Here is a 16864-nt window from a genome sequence, read left to right as displayed (position 1 = left end):
GGGGCGACCGTGACCCCGCTCACAGCCCGGGCCCCCGAGGCCGTATGCCGGGTGCTCCCGACCGCTCCCACCCTCGGCCCCGGCATGGTGGTCACGGGTGGCCGGTCGCGACGAGCGAGCTCCCCGGGCAGGAGTCGAACCTGCGTCGCTTGTCCTGATTCAAAGTCAGGCGGGCCCTACCGGCAGACCAACCGGGGATCGTCGTCGGACGGGTCACAGGGTAGTGCAGCCGGCCGGCGCGGCCGAACGGCGACCGCAGGGCCGACGGGCGGCGTCGACGGTCGGCCGGGGCCTCAGGATGACGGGGTCGCGGCCGGGTCCGCGGACCCGCCCGTCGGCTCGGTCGTCGGCTCGGTCGTCGGGCTCGCGTCCGAGGCCACCACCGTCGTCGTGCCCGTCGTCGTGCCCGTCGTCGTGTCCGTCGTCGTGGTGGTCGTCGTGGTGGACGACCCGCCCGAGTCCGACGTGCCGGCCGGCTGGGCGGGCACCGTGTCCACGGGCGCGTCCGTGGGGACGGGGTCGGGGCTGGTCCGGGACGAGGAGCCGGAGGTCGGGTCGGCGTCCGTGCCCGGGTCGGTCGACACGGGGTCGGGCACGGAGCCGTCGGAGCCGGTCGGGGAAGGGTCGGTCGTGGAGCTGTCCGTCGGCTGCGGGTCGACCGGCTGCGGGTCCACCGGCTGCGGGTCGACCGGCTGCGGGTCCACGGGCTGCGGGTCCACGGGCTGCGGGTCCACGGGCTGCGGGTCGACCGGCTGCGGGTCGACCGGCTGCGGGTCCACCGGCTGCGGGTCCACCGGCTGCGCGACGCCCGGCTGCGGGTCGGGGGTCGTGACCGGGACGTCCGGCGTGGCGCCGCCCGAGGAGGGGCCGGCATCCGTGCCCGCGGTCGATCCCGTCGTCGATCCCGTCGTGGCACCGGCCGCCGGACCGATGTCCGTGGCGCCCGACCCCGTGGACGGCCCGAGCTGGACCGGCACGACGGCGGGCGCGCCACCGGGCACCGGGAGCACGAGGGCCTGCGCGAGGGAGGCCGCGGTCGGGTCCGCGGTCGCCGACGGGGACAGCCCGGAGAGGCCGCTCGCGGCACCCGCGACGCCCGGCCGTCCCGAACCGGCGTCGACCCCGAGCCGCGCCCCGACGGTCTGCACCGCGGGCACGGGCGGGAGCGGTGCAGCCGTCGCCGGCGCGGCCGAGACACCCAGGCCCACGACGAGTCCGGCCATGGCGGTCGCGAGGGGCGGGCCGAGCGCGGAGCCCGCGAGCAGGGCCGACCCGCCGGCCGCGGCGGCCACGGGCACCGCGGCGGCGAGGGGCGCGGCGGCCGCCACGACGAGCGGCGCACCGACGGCGGAGACGCCGACCGCACCGGCTGCGGCACCACCGGCCGAGGCGCCGACGGCGGTCGCCCCGGCTGCCGACGCGCCCGCGGTGGCCCCGAGGGCCGTGGCACCGGCGGCCGACGTGCCGGCCGCGGAGACACCCGCGACCGTCACCCCACCCGCCGAGACGGCGGCGGTCGCGCCGACGGGCGCGGCGGTCGCGACCGTCGCCGTGGTGACCGTGGTCGCCGCGGACGTCGCCGCGCTCGTCGCGGTCGCCGTGGTCACTCCGGCGGTGGTGGCCGTCGCGGCAGTGGTGGCGGTGGCAGTGGTGGCGGTGGCAGTGGTGGCGGTGGCAGTGGTGGCGGTGGCAGTGGTGGCGGTGGCAGTGGTCGCGGTGGTTGCCGTCACGGTCGCCGTGGTGCCGGCGGCGCTGCCGGCGCCGGCGGCGGACGACGTGAGTCCCGGCGCGGCCGAGGACCCGAGGAGGCCGGCCAGCGAGCCGTGGCCCACGGCGGCGGCGGTGCCGGCGACGAGGACGAGCGGGCCGGTGAACCCGCGGAACCCCTCGTGCACCCGGACGAGGTCGGCCGCGAGGCGCGCATCACTCGCGCACGTCTCGAGGTGCGTCACGGCGCGCAGCTGCTGGCGGGCCGTGAGTCGGCCGCGGACGTAGCCACTGAGGTGGTCGAGCACCCAGCGGCACTCCGGGCCGGCGCAGGTGTGGGGCCGGCGCTGCAGCCAGGCGTCGAGGTAGGCGGTGCGCAGCGCGTCGCGCGCCCGCATGGCCCGTGCGCTCACGACGTTGGCCGAGACCCCGAGCTCCGGGGCGACGGCACGCGGTGCGGCACCTTCGACCATGGTGCGCCAGAGCAGGTCCTGGTCGCTCTGGGGCAGCCCGAGGAAGGCCTCGCGCACGATCTCGGCGTCGATGCCCAGCTCGCCGACGGTCACCGCTTCGGGGCCGGGCTGGGTGCCGGGCAGCAGGTCGAGGTCCTCGGTCGTGGTCGGCAGCACGGTGATCGCACCGCGCACGGCGTCGACCCCGATCGAGCGCACGGCCGAGACGAAGTAGGCGCGGAAGTTCTCGGTGGGGCCCTGGCCCTGGCGCACGAGGCGGAGCACCCGGGCGGAGGCCTCGGCGACGAGGTCCTCGGCCGACACCCGACCACGGAACCGGGCCGCGGCGGCATACGCGGCCGGCAGGTGACGGTGCCAGAGCGCGGCGAACGCGACGTCGTCGCCGTCACGGGCCCGGTCGAGCAGCCCGGCGTCGCTCATCCCGTCGAGCTCGAGCTCGAGGGCCTCCTCGCGGTCGATGCGGTCGATGTGCTCGGGGTGCTCGAGGTGCTGAGTGGGCTCGAGGTGGACGGGCTCGACCGGCGCGCGAGGCGCTAGAGACTGAGCAGACACCGCTGGCCCTCCCGGATGGCATGGGACACCAGTGTGCGCCAGCGACGGCGTCGATGGGGCCCGATTCGCGCACTCGCCCGCCCGAGCGGTGGAGCGGCTCGGTGGGCGGAGGGTGGGCGAGGGGTGGACGGGGTGAAGAGGTCGGCCGCGGCAACCTCCCCAGGTACTCGCCGCGACCGACCCCGCTCTCGGTTCCGTGCCCCTCGTGTCCCCCAGACCGAGCGGCCGAACCGGATCCCCCCAACACGACGTAGACGAGCAGGGAGGCGTTTCATGACGGGATTCTCGAGATCGATCGACACGGATCCGCCAGGGCGGGGCGGCGGCCGCACGTCGGCGCCGCCGCGCCCGGCACAATGGCGACGTGACCGCTGACCGCGCCGACCGCGCCGACCGTTCCCGACCACGGGCCCGCATGACGGGACCGGAGCGGCGCGAGCAGCTCATCGACGTGGGGCGCAAGCTCTTCGCGGACAAGGGTTTCGAGGCCACCACCGTCGAAGAGGTGGCCTCGCGGGCGAACGTCAGCAAGCCGGTCGTCTACGAGCACTTCGGCGGCAAGGAGGGCCTCTACGCCGTCGTCGTCGACCGCGAGATCCAAGCCCTGCTCGGCGGCATCTCGGCCGCGCTCGAGGAGCCGGAGGGCGCACGGGTCATGCTCGAGCGGGCCACGCTGGCGCTGCTCGACTACGTCGAGAGCGACCCCGCAGGCTTCCGCATCCTCGTGCGCGACTCACCGCCGGGGCAGGCCACCGGGTCGTTCGCCAGCGTGCTCGGCGACGTCGCCGGCCAGGTCGAGCACCTGCTCGCGGCGGAGTTCAAGCAGCGCGGCCTCGACCCGAAGTCGGCCCCCATCCACGCGCAGATGCTCGTCGGCATGGTGGCGCTCACGGGCCAGTGGTGGCTCGACCGGCGCAAGTTCAAGAAGGACCAGGTCGCGGCGCACCTGGTGAACCTGGCCTGGAACGGCCTCTCCGGCCTCGACCGGTCACCGCGGCTCGTCACCGTGCCTCGCTCGTGAGCGGGCCGGTTGGCAGGTTTCGTCCTTCCACTTGATCCCCTCCACGAAACCACGCGGAAGGACGAAACCTGGCGACAGCACCGGCGGCGGCCAACGGGCAGCCACTCCCTCCCCTGACCTAGCGGGAGACTGCCCACGCACCGACCGTCGATGACGTGCCATGACCTATTTCATGACACTTTTTCCCGGAACGGGGGGAAATGCGGCAAATAGCCATACTTATTTTTCCGGGCACCGCGCTCAGGCAGGCATCCGGGCCACGGCGAAGGTCCGCGTGAAGGGGAAGAGCACCCCGAAGTCACGCCGAGGATAGGCCATCTCGAGCGCCTGCTCGTAGTCGGACAGGAAGATCTCCCGTTCCGCCCCCTCGAGCACCCCGAGGACCGGCCGCAGGCCGGTCCCGCGCACCCACTCGAGCACCGGGTGCGGCCCGTCCGGGTCGGCCGCCAGCACGTGCTCGTAGGTCGTCTGCCACACGTCGACGTGTGGCGTCCGCTCGAGGAGCAGGGCGGCATACGTCTCGGGCCGTGCCACCGCCTGGGCGCGGTCGAGTCCCGGCGCGAGGTCGGCGGCACGCGGGTGACGGGCGGCGACCTCGCGCATCAGCCGGTGCGAGGGCGCGTCGAAGTTCGCGGGCACCTGCAGGGCGAAGGTGCCGCCCGGGGCGAGCGCGGCGAGCCAGGTCGGCACGAGGCGCAGGTGGCTCGGCACCCACTGGAGCGTCGCATTCGTGACGAGCACGTCGATGCCGGCCGGGCCGGCCGGGCCGGCCGGGCCGGCCGACGTCGCGTCCCAGTCCTCGGCGGCCGCCTGCTGCCACCGCACGCGGCCCCCGGTGTCGAGGGTCCGGGCCCGCTCGAGCATCTGCGGAGAGCTGTCGATGCCGACGACCTGCGCGTCGGGCCACCGGTCCGCGAGGCCCAGGGTCAGCTCGCCGGGACCGCAGCCGAGGTCGACGACGAGGCCCGGCCGGTCGGCCTCGACGCGCGCGAGCAGGTCGGCGAAGGGACGGCCGCGCGGGCCGGCGAACACGGCATACTGCCTCGGGTCCCACGCCGCGTCGGACGGACGGCCGGGTGCGGCGCCGGGAGGTGGTGCGTCGGTCATGTGACCCTCGCTTTCATTCGATGTCAAGACTCTTGACGGCGACTACAGTTGCCGCATGACCGCGCCCCGCCCACCGGCCGACGACGTCGACGCCATCGTCGCGGCCTGGCGCCGTGAGCGGCCCGACCTCGACGTGTCGCCACTCGAGGTGCTCTCGCGGGTCTCGCGCCTCGCCCGCCGCCTCGACCTCGCGCGCGGCTCGGCCTTCTCGGTGCACCAGCTCGAGGGCTGGGCGTTCGACGTGCTGTCGGCGCTGCGCCGCGCCGGTGAGCCCTACGAGCTCTCCCCCGGCCAGCTCGTGCAGCAGACGCTCGTCACCTCGGGCACCATGACCAACCGCGTCGACCGCCTCGTGCGCACGGGGCTCGTCGAGCGACGTCCTGACCCGGGCGACCGCCGCGGCGTGCTCGTGCGCCTCACCACCGCCGGTCGCGACGTCGTCGACTCCGCCATGGCCGACCTCATCGAGCAGGAGAAGTCGCTGCTGTCGGAGCTCTCGCCGACTGAGCGGTCCGAGCTCGCGACGCTGCTGCGCCGGATGCTCGCGCCGCTCGAGACCCGACCCGACACCCGCACCGACACCCGCACCGACACCCGCACCGAGACACGGGGCGAGACCCGCCCCGCCGCCGCGGCGGACTGAGCACCGGCGGCGCCCCACCCGGGCCGTCACGCGGTCGCGGCCTGCTGGAACTCGAGCCGGTTGCCCACCGGGTCATTCGTGTGGAAGCGGCGCAGCCCGGGGATCGCGTCGTCCCAGGCCACCGGGGCGCCGGCCGCCTCGACCGCGCGCGCGAGCGCGTCGACGTCGGTGACCGCGATGCCCGGGTGCGCCTTGCGGGCCGGGACGAAGCCGTCCTCGATGCCGACGTGCAGCTCGGCCGCGCCGGCCCGGAACCACGCGCCACCCCGGGCGCGCAGCCGCTCGGGCTTGGTGACCTCGACCATGCCGAGGACGCCGACGTAGAAGCCGCGCATGGCCTCCTCGCAGCCCGCGGGACCCGACACCTGGACGTGGTGCAGCGACATCTCCATGTCGGCCAAAGTATCTCGACATCAAGATACTTTCAAGAGTCTTCCGCCTCCGAACAGAGAGAGGGTGTCAGCCGACGAGCTCGGCGGCCTCGAGCCACTCGAGCTCGAGCTCCTCGCGCTCGGCGACGACGGCCTGCAGCTTCGCGCTGAGGTCGGCCAGGGCGGCGGGGTCGGTGGCCTTCTCCGCCATGTCGCCGTGCAGGCGCTCCTCCCGGTCGGCCAGCCGGGACAGCTGCTTCTCGATGCGCGCCATCGCCTTGCGCGCCTCGCGCAGCTGTGCCGGGTTCACGACCTCCCGAGCCGGTGTGCCGTCCGGCGCGCCGGTCGTGCCCCCGGAGCTGCCGCTCGGGGTCGCGGCCGACGACGCAGCCGCGCCCTTCGCGCTCGGAGCGCTCGTGGCGTGGGCCGCCCGCAGCCGGAGGTACTCCTCGACCCCGCCGGGCAGCTCGCGCACCTTGCCGTCGCCGAGCAGCGCCAGCTGCTTGTCGGCCACGCGTTCGAGCAGGTAGCGGTCGTGCGAGACGACGACGAGGGTGCCGGCCCAGCCGTCGAGCACGTCCTCGAGGGAGGTGAGCGTCTCGATGTCGAGGTCGTTGGTGGGCTCGTCGAGGATGAGCACGTTCGGCTCGGTCAGCAGCAGCCGCGTCAGCTGCAGCCGCCGGCGCTCGCCACCGCTGAGGTCGCCGACGCGCGACTGCTGGCGGCCGCCGGGGAAGCCGAGCCGCGTCGCGAGCTGGCCGGCGCTGATCTCCTTGTCGCCCAGCATGGTCCACTGCTTGACGTCCTCGATGGCCTCGATGACGCGCCACTGCTCGAAACGCTCGAGCTCGCGGACCTCTTGGGTGAGGTGGGCGATCGCGACGGTCTTGCCGATCTTCCGCCGTCCGCCGTCGAGCGCGACGTCACCGGTGAGCGCGCGCAGCAACGTCGACTTGCCGGCGCCGTTGACGCCGACGATGCCGATGCGCTCGCCCGGCGCGAGGCGCCACGTCACGTGGTCGAGCAGGCGGCGCTCGTGCGGCGGCTCTCCGACGCTCACGCTGACGTCCTCGAGGTCGAGCACGTCCTTGCCGAGACGCCGGCTCGCGAACGACGCGAGCTCGACGCTGTTGCGGGGTGCCGGCTCGTCGGCGATGAGCGCGTTCGCCGCGTCGATGCGGAACTTCGGCTTGCTCGTGCGGGCGGGCGCACCGCGCCGGAGCCACGCGAGCTCCTTGCGCATGAGGTTCGAGCGGCGGTCGGCGACGACGCCGGCGAGGCGGTCGCGCTCGGCCTTGGCGAGGACGTAGGCGGCATATCCACCCTCGAAGGCGCTGACGGCGCCGCCCTCGACCTCCCACGTGTTCGTCGCGTAGGCGTCGAGGAACCACCGGTCGTGCGTGATCGCGACGGTGGCGTTGCCGGGGCGCGGCCGCTTCGTCGCGAGGTGGTCGGCGAGCCAGGCCACGCCCTCGACGTCGAGGTGGTTGGTCGGCTCGTCGAGGAGCAGCAGCTCGGGGTCGGACACGAGCAGGCGGGCCAGGGCGAGGCGTCGACGCTCGCCACCCGACTTGGGCCCGACGAGGCTGTCGAGACCGCCGACGTTCTCGGCGGCGATGCCGCCGAGCAGGCCGGTGAGGACGTCGCGGATGCGGGGGTCGCCGGCCCACACGTGCTCCGGCAGGTCGCCGAGGACGGCCTCGCGGATCGTCCAGTCGGGGTCGAGCGCGTCGTCCTGCGCGAGCATGCCGATGCGGATGCCGTCGTCGCCGCCCTGCTTCGTGATGCGGCCGGAGTCGGCCTCCTGCAGGCCCGCCATGACGCGCAGCAGGGTCGACTTGCCGCCACCGTTGACGCCGACGACACCGATGCGGTCGCCGGTGAGCACGCCGAGGCTGACGTCGTCGAGGACGCTGGACGTGCCGAAGACGAGCGACACGCGCTCGAGGGAGATCAGGTTTGCCATCGCCCACTGACCCTACGGCCTGCGCGGGCGCCCGCCGAATCGCGCTCGGCGACGCCGGCCCCGGTCGCCGAGCGGGAGCGGGGGCAGGTCAGTCGCGCGGGGCGGGGACGACCTGGGCGCCGTGGACCGGGCCCTTGGCGCGGCGCAGGTCGCGGCAGAGGTCCGACGCGGCGAGCGAGACGGAGAGGTCGAGCGAGGCCTCGTGGCTCTCGGTGAGGAACGCGACCGTCGGGCCGGAGCCGGAGACCACGCCACCGAGGGCGCCGAACTCCACCCCGGCGTCGCGCAGCTCGCGCAGCTGGGGTCGCAGTGAGAAGGCGGCCGGCTCGAGGTCGTTGTGCAGGGCGGCACCGAGCGCCGCCGGCTCCCCCGACCGCAGCGCGGCCATGAGCTCGGCGCTCACGTGCGGCTCGGGCACGTCGACGCCGTCACGCTCGCGCAGGCGGTCGCACTCGGCATACACCTGCGGCGTCGACAGGCCGGTGTCACTGATCGCGAAGACCCAGTGGAACGTGCCGCGCGCGAGCACGGGCGCGAGCTGCTCGCCGCGCCCGGAGCCCATCGCGTTGCCACCGGCGAGCGAGAACGGGACGTCGCTGCCGAGGGACGCGGCGAGCTCGGCCAGCTCGTCGCGGTCGAGGCCGAGACCCCAGAGGTGGTCGCAGGCGAGGAGGGTGGCCGCGGCGTCGGCCGAGCCGCCCGCCATGCCGCCCGCCACGGGGATGTCCTTGTCGATGCGGATCGAGACCCGCTCGTCGACCTGCCAGCGGTCGGCGACGAGGCGCGCCGCCCGCACGGCGAGGTTGTCGCCGTCGAGCGGGATGCGCTCGGCGTAGGGGCCGGCGGCGACGACCTCCCAGTCGTCCCAGCGCGCGACGGAGACCTCGTCGTGGAGCGAAACGGCCTGGTAGACGGTCGCGAGCGCGTGGTAGCCGTCGGGCCGACGGGGACCCACCCGCAGCTCGAGGTTGACCTTGGCCGGGACCCGAACGGTCACGGCACCCGGCAGCGTCGGAGCGACAGTCATGCGCCCACCCTAGGGGCCGGGAACGGGCGACCGGGTCTCGCGACCCCGCCGTCGTGCGCGCGGCGGCGTGTCCACCTGCCCCTCGGGCCGCGCCTCGGCGATCCGCGCGAAGGCCGCGACGTCGAGCTGCTCGCCGCGCGTCAGCGGGTCGATGCCGGCCGCGACGAGGGCCGCCTCGGCCCGGTCGGGCGAGCCGGCCCACGACGCGAGCGCCCCGCGCAGGGCCTTGCGGCGCTGGAGGAAGGCGGCGTCGATGCAGCGGAAGACGTCCTCGCGCGAGGCCGTCGTCTCGGGCGGCGTGCGCCGGCGGAGCGACACGAGGCCGGAGTCGACGTTCGGCGCCGGCCAGAAGACGTTGCGCCCGACCCTGCCGGCGAGCTCGACGTCGGCGTACCACGCCGCCTTGACGCTCGGCACGCCGTAGGTCTTGTTGCCCGGGCGCGCCGCGAGCCGCTCCGCGACCTCGAGCTGGACCATGACGAGGACCCGCTCGATCGACGGGAAGTGCTGCAGGAACGACAGGACGACCGGCACGGAGATGTTGTACGGGAGGTTGGCCACGAGCGCCGTCGGGTCGGGCCCGGGCAGCTTCGTCACGGTGAGGGCGTCGGCCGCGACGAGCCGCAGCTTCGCCGCGTTCTCGGGCTGGAGCGAGCGCACGGTCTCCTCGAGCGCCCCCGCCAGGCGGGGGTCGACCTCGACGGCCGTCACGCGCCGCACGACGGGTAGCAGGGCGAGGGTCAGCGACCCGAGCCCGGGACCCACCTCGACGACGACGTCGTCGGGCCCGACGCCGGCCACGCGCACGATCTTGCGCACGGTGTTGGCGTCGACGACGAAGTTCTGCCCCCACTGCTTGGTCGGGCGCACCTCGAGCCGCTCGGCGAGCTCGCGCACCTGCGCGGCGCCGAGCAGCGCGGCGTCGTCGGCCTGCGGCGCGGGGTCCTTCTTCGACATGCGTTCACCCTATGGCCCCGGCGCGCACCCGCCGCCGTATGCCGTCCCAGACCGTCCCGCACGCGGGCGCGGGCTGCGCCGACCGGGCGGCGCACGGCACACGGGAACGGCCCCCGACCGAGAGGGTCGGGGGCCGTGCTCGCGTGCGTGTGACCGGCGGTCAGCCGCAGCTCCACTGCGACGTGCCGTTGTCGGCGTAGAGCCGGTTGGCCACGGTGATCTGCTCCTCGCGCGAGGCGAGGTCGGCGCGGGGGGCGAACTGGCCGCCGCCGTAGCCGAGCCACGTCGAGGTGAGGAACTGCAGGCCGCCGTAGTAGCCGTTGCCGGTGTTGATGTGCCAGTTCCCCGTCGACTCGCACTGGGCGATGGAGTCCCACATGCCGGCGCGGGCGAGGTTGAGGCCGCCACCCGAGCTCGAGCCGCCCGAGCTGCGGCTGCTCGAGCTGCTGGAGCTGCTCGAGGTGGTCGGCTTCGGCGCGGGGCGGTCCTTGGTGCCGACGAGCAGCACGCGCTCGACCGGGGCCTTGGTGACCTTGGAGGAGATCGTCCTGCTCGCCACGGCCTTGCCGTCGACGAACGTGGTGCGCACGACCGTGGTGCGCGAGCCCGCCCTGCCGTCGCGCGAGACGCGGGTCTGGTCGGTGTAGAGCGCGCTGCTCTTCTTCTTCGTCGTGCCGTAGCCGATCGTGGTGGTCTTCGTCACGTCCTTGGTGCGCACGCGCTGGACGACGACCGTCTGGCCGGCGCGCAGGGGCGTCGAGAGGGCCGGGGTCACCTTGTCGGTGCCGCCGACGCGGACGCCGAGCTGCGTCAGGGCCTCCCCGACCGAGGCCGCGGCGACGGTCTTGACCGTCTTCTTGCCGTCGTGGGCCACCGTGACGGCCTTGGGGGTGACGACCGTGAGGGCCAGGCCCTGGCGGCCGATCGTCTTGGAACGCGATGCCGAGAGGCGCGCACCCTCGCCGCGCACACCGAGGGCGAGCAGGGCGCCGTCGACCGTGGTCTCGGTCGTGCGGATCTGGCGGGTCTTGCCGTCGACCGTGAGGGTCAGCGTGCGGGCGTAGCGGACGGTGACCGTGTCGCCGTCCTGGACGGGCTGGTCGACCGCGGGAACGACGACGTCGCCGGGGCGGACGTCGACGTGCTGGCTCTGCAGGACGTCACCGACCGTGCTGCCGAAGACGTGGGCGGCCGTGGACGTGCCGTCCACCGAGACGGTGACCGACTTGTCGAGCTGGGCGGCGCCGACGGCTCCACCGGTGAGGACGAGGGCTGCGCCGGCGGCGGCCACGATCTTGGCGTTGCGAGAAATCAAGACACTCCGAACGTCGAACGATCCGGGTGCGACGCGCTCTCGACGGAGTCTCCTCGCTCCGTCGGGAGGAGGTCGATGCGGGGTGGCAACCGGCCAACAGTCGTCCACAGTGACCGATGGTCAACAGAAGGTCAAATTTCGGTAACGGCGACCGGTGTCGCTGGACGCGCCCTTTTGAGGTGCGCTATGCGGTTTGTCCGCTTCGCGGCGCGCCCCACGGGCCGTACACCCGCTCGCTGTTCTCGGACACCGCGCGGCACAGCGTCGGCACGTCGACAGTGAGGACGCCGGCCATGGCCCGGAGGGTGGCCGGCACGAGGTAGGAGGCGTTCGTCGCACCCCGGTACGGCGTCGGCGCGAGGTAGGGCGCGTCGGTCTCGACGAGCAGCTGGTCGAGCGGCACGGCGGTCAGCGCGTCGCGCAGGCCGCGGGCGTTCTTGAACGTCACGGTGCCGGCGAAGCTGAGGTGGTAGCCGCGTTCGACGCACTCGCGGGCCATCGCGAGGTCGCCGGAGAAGCAGTGCAGCACCGTGCGCTCCGGGGCCCCCTCCTCGTCGAGGATGCGCAGCACGTCGGCGTGGGCGTCGCGGTCGTGGATCTGCAGCGCCTTGCCGAGTCGCTTGGCGAGGTCGATGTGCCAGCGGAAGCCGTCCTGCTGGACGGCGATCCCCTCGGGCCCGGTGCGGTAGTAGTCGAGGCCGGTCTCGCCGATCACGCGGACCCGCTCGTGGGCCGCCCCGCGCTCGAGCTCGGCGTAGGCCTCGTCGAGCCGCCCCTCGGCGTGGAGCCGAGGAACTTCGTTGGGGTGCAAGGCGATTCCGCCCAGCAGCTCGGGGTGCTCGTCGATCGCGGCGAGGGTGAAGCGGATGCCGTCGAGGTCGCAACCGACCTGCACGAGCCGGGTGACCCCGACCGCCGCGGCCCGCTCGATCGCGTCGGCGACGGCGAACGGCTCGTCGCCCTCGCGGGTGATGTCGAGGTGGACGTGGTTGTCGACGACGTCGACCGGCAACGGGTCGGGCAGCTCCTCCGGGAGGCCGCGCGGCCCGGAACCCTTCTGGCTCATGCGTCCTCGGGCGCGGCGCCGCCGAGGCGGGCGCGCTCGTCCTCGACGACCTGTTCCGGGTCGAGCTTGACGAAGACACCGGAGGGCTTGGCGATCGGCGTGCCGACGACGACCGGGCGCGACTCCCAGCGCGGCGTCCCCGAGTACTCACCGGTGATGACCGGGTAGCTGCGGGTGTCGTCGTCGAGGTCGCGCACGACCTCGAGGCGCGGCATCGGCATGAACTGGCCCTCGCCGCCGAGCACCGCGTGCACGCGGTTGGCGGCGTGCGGCAGGAACGGCGAGATGAGCGTGTTGATGTCCGAGACGGCCTGGACCAGCGTGTGCAGCACCGTGGCCAGCCGCTCACGCTGGTCGTCACCCTTGAGCTTGAACGGCTCGGTGCGGCTCACGTAGGCGTTGGCCTCCCCCACGACGCGCATGACCTCCGCGAGCGCGGCCTTCTGGCGGTGCCGCTCGAGCGACGCGCCGACGGTCGCGAACGCACCGCGCACGGTGGCGAGCAGCTCCTCGTCGACGGCCTCGACGGCATACGGCTGCGGGATCTCGCCGAAGCTCTTGGCGATCATGGCCGCCGTGCGGTTGACGAGGTTGCCCCAGCCGGCGACGAGCTCGCTGTTGTTGCGCTGCACGAACTCGGCCCAGCTGAAGTCGGCGTCCTGGTTCTCGGGGCCGGCTGCGCAGATGAAGTAGCGGATCGGGTCGGGGCCGTAGCGCGCGACGATGTCCTGCACGTAGATGACGTGCTTGCGGCTCGTGCTGAACTGCTTGCCCTCGAGGGTGAGGAACTCGCTCGCGACGACCTCGGTCGGCAGGTTGAGCGCGCCGAGTTCGCCCGGCTGCCCGCCCTTGTCGCCCCGGCCGGAGTAGGCCAGCAGCTCGGCGGGCCAGATCTGGCTGTGGAAGGTGATGTTGTCCTTGCCCTGGAAGTAGTAGGACACGGCCGACGGGTCGTTCCACCACTCCCGCCAGCGCTCGGCGTCGCCGACCCGCCGGGCCCACTCGATCGAGGCCGAGAGGTAGCCGATGACGGCGTCGAACCACACGTAGAGGCGCTTGCTCGGGTTGTCCTCCCAGCCCTCGAGCGGGACGGGGATGCCCCAGTCGATGTCGCGCGTCATGGCGCGGGGGCGCACGTCCTTGAGGAGGTTCTTGCTGAACTTGATGACGTTGGGGCGCCACGTGCCCGACGCCTCGCGCCCGTCGAGCCACTCGCCGAGGGCGGCGGCGAGCGCCGGGAGGTCGAGGAAGAAGTGCTGGGTCTCGATGAACTCCGGCGTCTCGCCGTTGATCTTGCTGCGCGGGTCGATGAGCTCGTCGGCGTCGAGCTGGTTGCCGCAGTTGTCGCACTGGTCGCCGCGGGCCTCGGGGAAGCTGCAGATGGGGCAGGTGCCCTCGATGTAGCGGTCGGGCAGGGTGCGCCCGGTCGACGGGCTGATCGCGCCACGCGTCGTCTGCTCGACCATGTAGCCGTTGGCGTGCACCTGGCGGAACATCTCCTGCACGACGGCGTAGTGGTTGCGCGTCGTCGTGCGCGTGAAGAGGTCGTAGGACAGGCCGAGGTCGGTGAGGTCCTGGGCGATGACGGCGTTGTACTTGTCGACGAGCTCCTGCGGTGTCAGGCCCTCCTCCTCGGCGAGCACGAGGATCGGCGTGCCGTGCTCGTCGGTGCCGCTCACCATGAGCACGTCGTGGCCGGCCATCCGCATGTACCTGCTGAAGACGTCGGAGGGCACACCGAAACCGGCGACGTGGCCGATGTGGCGCGGGCCGTTGGTGTACGGCCAGGCGACGGCAGACAGGACGTGACTCATGCCGTGAATCCTAGGCGCGCCGCGGTGGTCGCCGCCGCGGGGGCGAGGGGACGCCCCCGTGGACTCCTGCGCCGGCGCCGCCCGGACGCACGCCGGCGCCGACCCGTCGGGCGGGTCGGCGCCGGCATCGAGCGGTGCTGTATCTCAGCCGAGCTTGGCCTCGAGGCTGATCGGCACGGCCTTGAGGGCCTGGCTCACGGGGCAGTTCGCCTTGGCGTCCTCGGCCGCCTTCTGGAAGTCCTCGGCGGAGAGCCCCGGCACGTCGGCGACGACGGAGAGCTTGATCTCGGTGATGCCCGTGCCGGGCACGAAGGTCACGTCGGCCGTCGTGTCGAGGGTCGTCGGCGGGGTGCCGGCCTGGGCGAGCCCGTTCGACAGCGCCATCGAGTAGCACGACGAGTGCGCGGCCGCGATGAGCTCCTCGGGGCTCGTCCTGCCGTTCGAGGACTCGGCGCGCGAGGGCCAGTTGACGTCGAACGTGCCGACGCCCGAGCTCTCGAGGCTGACCTGGCCGGATCCTTCGAAGAGCGAGCCCTCCCAGTGCGTGCTGGCGGTGCGCGTGGTGCCCATCCTGTGCTCCTTCGCTGTGCTGTCGACGCGGCCGGTCGGTCGCCGGCCCGCGGAAGGTGAACGACGCCGGACGCGCCGGGTGTTCCCGTGGGGCAGCGGGCGTTCCACCCCGCAAGACGCGAGCCGGTCCGCGCCGGTCCGCGCCGCGCCGCCCGGGAGGATGGGCGCCCGGGTCAGCGGGCGGCGAGCGAGGCGTCGTAGAGCGCCTTCTTCGACAGCCCGGTGCGGGCGGCGACGTCGGCGGCGACGTCCTTGAGCCGCTCCCCCGCATCGACCCGCTGCCGGATGCCGGCGACGGCGTCGTCGATCGAGGGCACCACGCGCTCCGCCCCCGCCACGACGACGGTGATCTCGCCCTTGACACCCCCTTCGGCCCAGCCGACGAGCTCGGCGAGGGTGCCGCGGCGCACCTCCTCGTAGGTCTTCGTCAGCTCGCGGCACACCGCCGCCCGGCGCTCGGGGCCGAACGCGTCCCGCATCGCGGCGAGCGTCTCCGCCAGGCGGTGCGGCGCCTCGAAGAAGACGACGGTGCGTCGCTCGTCCGCCACCTCGGCGAGCACGCGGGCGCGCTCACCGGGCTTGCGGGGCAGGAAGCCGTCGAAGCAGAAGCGGTCGACGGGCAGCCCCGAGACCGCGAGGGCCATGAGCACGGCGCTCGGCCCGGGCACGCACGTCACCCGGACGCCGGCCTCGACCGAGGCGGCGACGAGGCGGTACCCCGGGTCGGACACGGACGGCATACCGGCGTCGGTGACGACGACGACGCGCTCCCCCGCGACGAGGCGGGCGACGAGGTCGGGGGTGCGGGCGGCCTCGTTGTGCTCGTGGTAGCTGACGACCGAGCCCGACGGCGTCACGCCGAGCTCGGTGAGCAGCCGACGCAGCCTCCGGGTGTCCTCGGCGGCCACGACGTCGGCGGTCGCGAGCTCCTCGGCGAGCCGGGGCGCGGCGTCGCGCGGGTCGCCGATCGGGGTGGCCGCGAGGACGAGGGTGCCGGTGCTCATGGGCTCATCCTCGCAGTGCGGGGAGCGCACCTTCGCCCGAGCGGGGTGAGCCGGTCCGGGGCCGCGGCGCGGGACCGTGAGGACGCCCGCAGTGACAGCCGGCACCTCGAGGGGGCATCCCGTGGCCGAGCCCCCGCACGCGCACCCGCACGCGCCGACCGCGGTCCGCGCCGTCGTCGCACTCGTCGCGGCCGCCGTGCTCGGCGGCGCCATCGGCTCGCTCACGACGGCACGCACGTCGGCCTCGCTCGCGGAGCGGGTCTGCCCGGCCGTCGACGTCGCGGCCACGACGCTCCCGAGCGTCGTCACGGTGCTCACGGCGTCGGGCGGCGGCTCGGGCAACGGCACGGGCGAGCTGCTGCGAGCCGGCGGCTACGTGCTGACGAACGACCACGTCATCTCCTCGGCCGCGGCGCCGGGCGGGTCGGTGGCGGTCCGCTACGGCGACGGCACGACCGCGACGGCCACCGTCGTGGGGCGCGACACCGTCACCGACCTCGCGGTCATCAAGGCCGCGGACGGCGCTGAGGGCCGTCCCCTCATCCGGATCGGCGACTCCGACGCCCTGCGGGTCGGGCAGCCCGTCGTCGCGCTCGGCGCGCCGCTCGGCCTGTCGAGCACCGTCACGGTCGGCATCGTCAGCGCCCTCGGCCGCTACGTGCCGCTGCCCAAGGGCGGTGGCACGACGGCCCACCTCCTCGACGCGGTCCAGACCGACGCCTCGATCAACCCCGGCAACAGCGGCGGCCCGCTCGTCGACTGCACGGGCGCGATGGTCGGGGTCAACACGGCCATCGCGACCGTGCCGAACGAGGCCGGGGTGAGCGGCGGCGGCAGCGTCGGGGTCGGCTTCGCCATCCCGATGACCGTGGCGATCCCCGTCGCCGACGCGCTCATCCGCACCGGCCGGGCCGCCCACCCCGACCTCGGGCTCAGCGCGCAGGCCGTCATCGTCGCCGGGCCCGGTGCCGCGCCGCCCGGCCTCTACGTCACGGACGTCACGCGCGACGGTCCTGCGGCGGGCGCCGGCATCGCCACGGGCGACGTGCTCGTCACCGTCGACGGCGATCCCGCGCGCTCGGTCGACCAGCTCGTGCTCGCCACCCTGCGGCGGTCGGCCGGCGACACCGTGCCCTTCACGCTCTGGCGGACCGGGCAGACGAAGGACGTGGCGGTGACCCTCGGCCCGGCGCCCTGACCGGGCCTCATCGGGCGCTGACCGGGCACTCACCGGGGCCTCACCGGACGGCGGACGGCACCCGTCGGGGTCG

Annotated in this window: 14 protein-coding genes and 1 tRNA gene; 3 read left to right on the top strand and 12 right to left on the bottom strand. The window is 74.2% G+C overall.

Going from position 1 to position 16864, the window contains the following annotated elements; all coding sequences use genetic code 11:
* Positions 1 to 119: 119 nt before the first annotated feature.
* Positions 120 to 198: transfer RNA gene (locus ABD979_RS05760), tRNA-Gln, on the bottom strand.
* Between the two features lie 95 nt (positions 199 to 293).
* A complete protein-coding gene (locus ABD979_RS05755; protein WP_345506492.1) occupies positions 294 to 2732 on the bottom strand; it encodes a sigma-70 family RNA polymerase sigma factor in 2439 nt (812 codons plus the stop codon).
* A 415-nt stretch (positions 2733 to 3147) separates the two neighbouring features.
* On the opposite strand from ABD979_RS05755, the gene ABD979_RS05750 reads away from it, so the two are divergent.
* The gene (locus ABD979_RS05750) at positions 3148 to 3753 is read left to right on the top strand and encodes a TetR/AcrR family transcriptional regulator (protein WP_345506728.1); all 606 of its coding nucleotides are present in this window, start codon (positions 3148 to 3150) and stop codon (positions 3751 to 3753) included.
* 240 nt (positions 3754 to 3993) lie between these two features.
* Here ABD979_RS05750 and ABD979_RS05745 read toward each other — a convergent pair whose 3' ends face one another.
* The gene (locus ABD979_RS05745) at positions 3994 to 4860 is read right to left on the bottom strand and encodes a methyltransferase domain-containing protein (RefSeq protein ID WP_345506491.1); all 867 of its coding nucleotides are present in this window, start codon (positions 4858 to 4860) and stop codon (positions 3994 to 3996) included.
* Positions 4861 to 4915: 55 nt separating this feature from the next.
* Here ABD979_RS05745 and ABD979_RS05740 point away from each other — a divergent pair, with 55 nt between their 5' ends.
* Positions 4916 to 5503: a MarR family winged helix-turn-helix transcriptional regulator gene (locus tag ABD979_RS05740; RefSeq protein WP_345506490.1), complete on the top strand. Its 588-nt coding sequence runs from the start codon at positions 4916 to 4918 to the stop codon at positions 5501 to 5503.
* Between the two features lie 26 nt (positions 5504 to 5529).
* On the opposite strand, the gene ABD979_RS05735 is transcribed toward ABD979_RS05740, so the two are convergent.
* The 9 genes from ABD979_RS05735 to rsmI all read right to left on the bottom strand — a co-directional run bounded on the left by ABD979_RS05735 (position 5530) and on the right by rsmI (position 15593).
* Positions 5530 to 5895, bottom strand: a complete 366-nt coding sequence (locus ABD979_RS05735; protein ID WP_345506489.1) for a VOC family protein — start codon at positions 5893 to 5895, stop codon at positions 5530 to 5532.
* Between the two features lie 67 nt (positions 5896 to 5962).
* Positions 5963 to 7840 (bottom strand): ABC-F family ATP-binding cassette domain-containing protein, encoded by a 1878-nt coding sequence (locus tag ABD979_RS05730; RefSeq protein WP_345506488.1) that lies wholly within the window; start codon positions 7838 to 7840, stop codon positions 5963 to 5965.
* 88 nt (positions 7841 to 7928) lie between these two features.
* Positions 7929 to 8867 (bottom strand): 4-(cytidine 5'-diphospho)-2-C-methyl-D-erythritol kinase, encoded by a 939-nt coding sequence (locus ABD979_RS05725; protein ID WP_345506487.1) that lies wholly within the window; start codon positions 8865 to 8867, stop codon positions 7929 to 7931.
* Between the two features lie 9 nt (positions 8868 to 8876).
* Positions 8877 to 9824: a 16S rRNA (adenine(1518)-N(6)/adenine(1519)-N(6))-dimethyltransferase RsmA gene (gene rsmA / locus ABD979_RS05720; RefSeq protein WP_345506486.1), complete on the bottom strand. Its 948-nt coding sequence runs from the start codon at positions 9822 to 9824 to the stop codon at positions 8877 to 8879.
* 160 nt (positions 9825 to 9984) lie between these two features.
* Positions 9985 to 11139 carry a resuscitation-promoting factor gene (locus tag ABD979_RS05715; RefSeq protein WP_345506485.1) on the bottom strand — a complete coding sequence of 385 codons (1155 nt, stop codon included), beginning with the start codon at positions 11137 to 11139 and terminating at the stop codon, positions 9985 to 9987.
* A gap of 184 nt (positions 11140 to 11323) precedes the next feature.
* Positions 11324 to 12205: a TatD family hydrolase gene (locus ABD979_RS05710; protein ID WP_345506484.1), complete on the bottom strand. Its 882-nt coding sequence runs from the start codon at positions 12203 to 12205 to the stop codon at positions 11324 to 11326.
* The gene (gene metG / locus ABD979_RS05705; protein WP_345506483.1) at positions 12202 to 14019 is read right to left on the bottom strand and encodes a methionine--tRNA ligase; all 1818 of its coding nucleotides are present in this window, start codon (positions 14017 to 14019) and stop codon (positions 12202 to 12204) included. The genes ABD979_RS05710 and metG overlap by 4 nt, the downstream gene beginning before the upstream one ends.
* A gap of 144 nt (positions 14020 to 14163) precedes the next feature.
* Complete coding sequence (locus ABD979_RS05700) at positions 14164 to 14589, bottom strand: OsmC family protein (protein ID WP_345506482.1); 426 nt, start codon at positions 14587 to 14589, stop codon at positions 14164 to 14166.
* Between the two features lie 173 nt (positions 14590 to 14762).
* The gene (rsmI, locus tag ABD979_RS05695) at positions 14763 to 15593 is read right to left on the bottom strand and encodes a 16S rRNA (cytidine(1402)-2'-O)-methyltransferase (protein ID WP_345506481.1); all 831 of its coding nucleotides are present in this window, start codon (positions 15591 to 15593) and stop codon (positions 14763 to 14765) included.
* Between the two features lie 121 nt (positions 15594 to 15714).
* Between rsmI and ABD979_RS05690 the strand changes: the two genes are divergently transcribed.
* Entirely contained in the window at positions 15715 to 16791 is a 1077-nt protein-coding gene (locus ABD979_RS05690; RefSeq protein WP_345506480.1) for a S1C family serine protease, read from the top strand.
* Positions 16792 to 16864 lie beyond the last annotated feature (73 nt).

The sequence above is a fragment of the Terrabacter aeriphilus genome (assembly GCF_039542985.1).
GTDB classification, from domain to species: domain Bacteria; phylum Actinomycetota; class Actinomycetes; order Actinomycetales; family Dermatophilaceae; genus Terrabacter; species Terrabacter aeriphilus.
This window is presented reverse-complemented; position numbering and strand designations above follow the sequence as displayed.